This window comes from Ferruginibacter albus, assembly GCF_020042285.1.
GTDB classification, from domain to species: domain Bacteria; phylum Bacteroidota; class Bacteroidia; order Chitinophagales; family Chitinophagaceae; genus Ferruginibacter; species Ferruginibacter albus.
The window spans coordinates 1,938,128-1,945,109 of the sequence record NZ_CP083388.1 but is presented as its reverse complement, the minus strand read 5'-3'; the positions used below and the strand labels follow the sequence as shown (position 1 = coordinate 1,945,109).

Here is a 6,982-nt window from a genome sequence, read left to right as displayed (position 1 = left end):
TATAAAACAAACAAGAGAGTTATATCTTTCAGGATATAACTGTTTATTTTCAAAATATTTTAAATACTTGTCCAATTTTAAAAACTCGATCGTCATTTGTTTTTCCTAATTAAAAATTTAAAAAATGAAAGATTTTCTTTTTCTGTTCAGAACAGATTACAAAGCCACTCCTAAAGCCTCGCCGGAAGAAATGCAGGCTGTTACTAAACGCTGGATCGATTGGATAGGCGGGATTGCAGCTCAAAACAAATTAACCGACAGAGGCAACCGATTGGTACCTTCAGGCAACGTGCTAAAACCGGGTAATGTGATCACTGATGGACCTTACACAGAGATCAAAGAATCATTGGCAGGTTATACTATTGTAAAAGCCAACTCTTTAGAAGAAGCAACGGAATTGGCAAAAGGTTGTCCGGGTTTGCAAATGGGCGGCAGCGTGGAAGTAAGAGAAATAGATGCCATGTAAACCGAATAATAAAAAGCATAAATGCCTTTGTACTTTTGCAAAGGCATTTATTATATGCAGCAAACAGAATTAATACCACATTTATTCAGAACAGAGTACAGGAAAATAGTAGCCGTACTTTGTAAGCTGTTTGGTATTGAACATATAGAAATTGCAGAAGATATTGTTAGCGACACTTTTCTTTCTGCTTCTGAACTATGGGGATTAAAAGGATTGCCTGAAAACCCTACAGCATGGCTGTACACTGTAGCAAAAAACAAAACAAAGGATTATATAAAGCGTAATTCACTTTTTGCACAAACCATTACAAAAGCAATAAAGCATACTTCAAAAAATTCCGAAGAAATAGAAATCGATCTGTCTGTAAAAAACATTAGCGACAGTCAATTGGCAATGATATTTGTTGTTTGTCATCCCTGTAATCCCACAGAAGCACAAATAGGATTAGCTTTAAACCTGCTTTGCGGCTTTGGTGCAGATGAGATCGCCAATGCTTTTCTAACCAATAAAGAAGTTATTTATAAACGATTGCAGCGAGCTAAAGAGAGACTCCGAACAGATAAAATAAAAATCGAACAACCAACAGTAGCGGAGATAAACGATCGCCTTTCTACTGTTCTAACAACATTGTATTTACTTTTTAATGAAGGCTATTATTCTTCACATCAAAACATTCCATTACGTAAAGAGCTTTGCATTGAAGCAATGCGGTTGACGTATCTTTTGGTTGAAAACGAGCAAACGAACCTGCCTTTTGTGAATGCGTTGCTTTCTTTAATGTGCTTCCATTCATCACGATTTGATGCGAGGGTAAATCAAAATGGAGAAATCGTTTTATACCAAGACCAGGATACTACTTTATGGAATGAGGAACTGATTGCCAAAGGTGAATATTTTTTGAACCGGGCTTCTCAAGGAAATCATCTTTCAAAATATCATATAGAAGCCGGCATTGCATACTGGCATACCATCAAAAAAGATACAACTGAAAAGTGGGAGAATATTTTGCAATTGTACAATCATCTTTTACTTATTGAATACTCCCCTATTGCTGCATTGAACAGAACCTATGCATTTGCTAAAGTATATGGCAAAAAAGAAGCGATCATAGAAGCAGAAAAGATAGCTCTTTCCGGCAACCATTTATATCATTCTCTAATGGGAGAACTTTATATAAGTATTGATAATGCTAAAGCAATTGCTCATTTACAAAATGCATTGGTATTGGCAAGATCAAATTCAGATAAAATTCTTATCTCGAATAAAATAGCAGCATGCCGGCAATAAGCAATCAAGGATTCATCTTATTAAAATAATCGGCTATTATTTCATTATTGGCATTTGCTCTTGCTTCGCTTGTTCCAAATGTAAGCTCTTTCTTTCCTTGCTTCATTTGTTCAAATACAGCTTCTACAAAATCACTTACCGGTGGATATGCATCGTGTATACCTTTTGCACCAAGGTCTGTATTTAAGGCGGGCGGTATCATTTCTATTACTTCTATATTTTTTTCTTGCAGCATATGCCGCAACGAAAGTGTGAAGGAACGCATAAATGCTTTGGTAGCGCAATACACAGGAACTTTTGAAAGCGGAATAAATGCCAGCCCTGAAGTAACATTGATAATGGTATTTAATGATGGCAAACCGACAAACAAGTTTGCTAAATGAACGGGCGCTGTTACGTTGATCGAAATCTCATCTGCTGCTTTTTGATAAAAGCCTTCGTCTGAAACACTCATCCAGTTTTGAATACCTGCATTGTTTACCAATACATTCAGATCCATATGTTCTTTTGCTATCCACTTATACAATTCAATGCGATCGGCTTCAACAGAAAGATCGCACTCTTTAGAAATTACAGAAGGAAATTTATCTGTTACTGCTTTTAATACTTCTGTACGTCTGCCACAAATAATTACTGTATTGTTTTCTTTGATGAAACGTTCAGTTAATCCTAAGCCTATCCCGGTAGCGCCGCCGGTAATCAATATTTTGTTGTTAGATGATTTCATTTTTTAATTTTGATAGTGCAAAAATAAAATATTAGTAATACTATTTACTTGAACAACTTGTAAAATCGTAAACGGCAAAAAAAACTCCCGTCACTTTACGTGACAGGAGTTACTGTTCTAAATGGTTATAAAAAACTTGAATTGCTTATTTGCCTATTTTATTTGCAACCAATTTGAACCATCTGAGATGATTTCAATACTGGTGTTTTTTGCAATAGTTGTAGCCGATGCGCCTGTTAAATCGGTATAAGAACTTATACTTTTAGTACTACTGGTGCTATATCTGTTTACAATAACATACCTTCTGTTTGTACATGTACTTGCTGCAGGCAACGAGATAGATGCAGAGCCTGTAAAATACCAAACTGCAGCAGTGTTATCCAAGGTTACAGCGCTGGAACCTGTTTGCTTTGAAAGTTTAGTTGCCACAGCACCATTAACTTCCAATTCACTGTTTGGTGAAGTAGTACCGATACCCATATTACCTGCACCTGAAGGATTGAAGATAAAATTACCGGTAGTAGAATTAAAGTTCATATCGCTGGCACCCATAGTAATTGTTCTGTCGCCTCTTAATGTACCATCTGTTTTGTAAATGCTTGAATCCACACCTGCTAAACTTAAAGCCGTAGATGCAATCCCGTTTACAGTGCTGGTCAAGCTTTGACCGGATAAGCTTAAAGCATTTGAGTTAATGATTGTAGCATTATCAGCAACACCATTAATAGTGCTGGTGATTGTATTGGTAGCAGAAGTTAATGCATTTGAATTAATGATACTTACGCCTGTACCGGTTGTACCGTTTACAGTAGTAGTTAATGTATTTGTGCTGCTGCTGTTAGATACAGTAGTAGAGCTGCTTCCGGCAGTTGCCCAACTTAATACACCCGAACCATTCGTTTTTAAGAATTGTCCTGCTGTACCATCTGCACTTGGTAAAGTATAAGTGGTAGAACCCGCTGCTGCTGCAGGAGCAAAACCTACATAACCAGATGTTGAACCTGACAAACGTATTGTTCCGGCAACATCCAATGCACTTCCCGGAGACGTTTTACCAATACCCACATTACCGTTACTACCATCTATTACGATATTATAATCAGATGAATTACGTGTTAACACAAAGTCGTGATTATAACTGTTCATATACGCTTTGTTGGAAAAGATACCGCCTGCACTGCTGTTGGCAAAACCAAAAGTAGAAGACAAAGTACCTGAGTTATCTAACCAATCCATACTGCTGAAACCTGAAGCACTTGTATTTTGGAAGGTTGCTACGTTTGTTCCGCTTGAATTCATTACTACATGTAATGCTTTGGCAGGCGAAGAAGTACCAACACCTAAATAACCCGCACTGGTAAATGTTGAAGTAATAGAGCTACCTGCGATGTTTAATGTTTTACCATTGTTAGTGATGGTAGTATTCGATGTTAAGTTACCGCCTAATTGAATATCGCTGCCGCTCAACGTTAAGCCGTTGCTGGCTGTATTGTTACCAGCTGTTGTCCAGCTTAAAGTTCCACTACCATTGGTAGTTAACTGCTGACCACTTGTACCATCAGCAGAAGGCAATGTATAAGTAGTAGAACCAGCTGCTGCTGCAGGCGCAAAGCCTACATAGCCTGAAGTTGAACCGCTTAAACGCAATATGCCTTTGATGTCCATGCTGCTACCTGGAGAAGTAGTTCCGATACCAAATCTACCTGTAGATGATGGACTGAAAATAATATTACCTGTTGTTGAATTAAAATTAAGATCGTTTGCTCCCATCGTAACTGTTCTATCGCTTCTTAATGTTCCGTCATTTTTATAAATGCTTGAATCAAGATTTGATAAGCTAACAGCAGATGATGCAATACCATTCACAGTACTTGTTAAGTTTTGACCTGATAAACTTAATGCGTTTGTGTTGACGATGGCTACACCTGTACCGGTTACTCCGTTTATTGTAGTCGTTAATGTATTCGTATTGCTGGCGTTTACAACTGAGTTAACTGCGTTTGCTGTTGCTGTTACACCATTTACTGTACTTGTTATTGTATTTGCACTTGAGCTGAATGAATTACTGATAGCACCATTCGCAATGCTTGCTATACTTCTCTTTCTTAATAAGCCGGCAGAAGTTACGGTTACAATGCTGTCTGTATTTGCACCAACCGCCAAAGTACCTACTGTAAGTGTGCTTCCTACTGATAATGCACCGCCAATTGAGCTTGCACCTGCTATCGATTCAGAACCACTAACAGTTAACGAGCTACCAATAGTACCGTTCCCTGAAATATTAAAGTTAGAAGATGCCTGTTGTGTTGTACCGTTATTAATATATCCTGTTGAAGGAGATACCCATGTTACGGCTCCGCTACCATTGGTAGTTAATACCTGGTTAGAAGTACCATCCGTAGCAGGAAGTGTGTACGCTCCTATTTTTAACGCACCTGTATAACGACCTGTACCGGTAACATCTAAGTTATAAGCCGGTGCCGCGTTACCAATTCCTACTTTACCGGTAGACGATGGGTTGAATATTAAGTTACCGGTAGTTGAGCTGAAGGTTAGATTTTTGTCAGCCTGTGTTACAGTTCTGTTAGCCCATAATGTTCCGTCATTTTTATAAATGCTTGAATCAAGATTTGATAAGCTTACTGCAGATGATGCAATACCATTTACAGTTGAAGTTAAGCTTTGTCCTGATAAACTTAATGCGTTTGAATTAATCATAGCTACACCAGTTGCAGCCACACCATTAACTGTTGTAGTTAACGTATTTGCGCTGCTTGTATTAGCTACAGTATTTACAGCACTTGCAGTTGCTGCAATACCATTAACAGTGCTTGTAATAGTATTACCGCTTGTTCCCAATGTATTGGTAGTTGTAATAGTTGGTGTTCCCCATGCCAATGTACCTGTTCCATTCGTTACCAGTGATTGTCCGTTGGTACCATCTGCTGTAGGTAATGTATAAGAACCTACAGTTAAGTTGCTGGTAAAACGACCATTACCTGTTACATCCAGTGTTTTAGCAGGAGCTGCGTTACCAATTCCTACTTTACCTGTAGACGAAGGATTGAATATTAAGTTACCGGTAGTTGAGCTGAAGGTTAGATTTTTGTCAGCCTGAGTTACTGTTCTATTAGCTCTTAATGTACCATCACCTTTATAAATACTTGAATCAACACCTGATATATCAACCGCAGAACTAGCAACACCGTTAACTGTTGTAGTCAAGCTGCTTCCACTTAAGCTTGCTGCATTTGTATTGATAATATTTACACCTGTTGCTGCAACACCGTTAACCGTTGTTGTTAATGTGTTTGCATTACTTGCATTGACTACTGTATTTACTGCATTAGCTGTTGCCGCTATTCCATTTACAGTGCTTGTAATTGTATTGCCACTTGTACCTAATGTATTAGTTGTTGTACCGGCACCATTCGTCCAGGTTAATGTACCTGTACCGTTAGTGGTTAACTGTTGTCCGCTTGTACCATCTGCACTTGGTAAAGTATAAGTAGTAGAGCCCGCTGCTGCTGCAGGAGCAAAACCTACATATCCTGAAGTAGAACCGCTTAAACGCAAAGTTCCTTTTACATCCAGTTTACTTCCCGGAGCTGTAGTACCAACTCCCACGTTACCACTTCCGTCTATTCTCATTCTTTCGTTAGTACCTTGAGAAGTACCACCTGTCATAAACACTACAGATTTAGAAGCAGAACCTGTTCCTACCAATAAATTATTACCCATGTTAAATAAGTAAGCATCATTTGCACTACCCATTACACCACCTGAATAAGCGCTGCCGTTAACCCCCATATCTACGTAATTGCTCGTTTCACTACCATTGTCCGCAGTAGCCACCAGATCCGAAGATGCGGCAGTACCATTCGATTGGTTCTGTACATTAAACTGTAAATAATTATTTACAGTTCCTTTAGCCGTTATTACATTATATGAATTTGTTGCACCTGCATCTACCAAAAACTTATCCATGTATGGGCCAGCCGTAAAAGACGGAGCCGAACCAATACCAACGTTACCTAAACTATCTACCACCAAACGTTGCTGGTTGTTAGTTCTGAAACGAAAGCTTGTACTATCGGTAGTACCTATGAACTTTGATGCATTGGTCCCCGCATTACCTGATGTCAACCAGTTATTATTGGCTGTTCCGAGTATCTGCCAGTTAGGACTTGCCGGTGTTCCTACGTTTACTTCAAACGCATTCACCGTAGTGTTGAAAATGATCAACCCTGTGGCAGGTAAAGGAATGGCATTCATTTGCGTGGTATTAAGCCTTGGCATAAGGAAACCCTTATTGCTACTGCTGATATCGAGCATGGCGCTGGTATCAGGCAAACTACCTGTGGCGTTTATCGCAAAGTTTTGCGAGAAGGTTTTGGTTACCGTTACCAGTTGAAATACTACCAGTAACTTGATTAGATGCTTTTGCATGATATACTTTGAATTTAACGGTTAATCAGAACGTTTTTGGTTAACTTATTTTT

4 protein-coding genes are annotated in these 6,982 nt (G+C 38.7%); 2 read left to right on the top strand and 2 right to left on the bottom strand.

Annotation, left to right across the window (positions count from 1 at the left end; all coding sequences use genetic code 11):
- Nucleotides 1-124 precede the first annotated feature (124 nt).
- Nucleotides 125-466 (top strand): YciI family protein, encoded by a 342-nt coding sequence (locus K9M53_RS08520; protein WP_224013817.1) that lies wholly within the window; start codon nt 125-127, stop codon nt 464-466.
- A 21-nt stretch (nt 467-487) separates the two neighbouring features.
- Nucleotides 488-1,753 (top strand): RNA polymerase sigma factor, encoded by a 1,266-nt coding sequence (locus K9M53_RS08515; protein WP_224013815.1) that lies wholly within the window; start codon nt 488-490, stop codon nt 1,751-1,753.
- Nucleotides 1,754-1,757: 4 nt separating this feature from the next.
- Here K9M53_RS08515 and K9M53_RS08510 read toward each other — a convergent pair whose 3' ends face one another.
- On the bottom strand, nt 1,758-2,480 hold the full coding sequence (locus K9M53_RS08510) for an SDR family oxidoreductase (protein WP_224013813.1): 723 nt from the start codon (nt 2,478-2,480) through the stop codon (nt 1,758-1,760).
- Nucleotides 2,481-2,633: 153 nt separating this feature from the next.
- Nucleotides 2,634-6,929 (bottom strand): beta strand repeat-containing protein, encoded by a 4,296-nt coding sequence (locus tag K9M53_RS08505; RefSeq protein WP_224013810.1) that lies wholly within the window; start codon nt 6,927-6,929, stop codon nt 2,634-2,636.
- Between the last annotated feature and the right edge of the window lie 53 nt (nt 6,930-6,982).

Coding starts and splice junctions, on each gene's coding strand:
- K9M53_RS08520 (WP_224013817.1), top strand. CDS start 125: ATGAAAGATTTTCTTTTTCTGTTCAGAACAGATTACAAAGCCACTCCT.
- K9M53_RS08515 (WP_224013815.1), top strand. CDS start 488: ATGCCTTTGTACTTTTGCAAAGGCATTTATTATATGCAGCAAACAGAA.
- K9M53_RS08510 (WP_224013813.1), bottom strand. CDS start 2,480: ATGAAATCATCTAACAACAAAATATTGATTACCGGCGGCGCTACCGGG.
- K9M53_RS08505 (WP_224013810.1), bottom strand. CDS start 6,929: ATGCAAAAGCATCTAATCAAGTTACTGGTAGTATTTCAACTGGTAACG.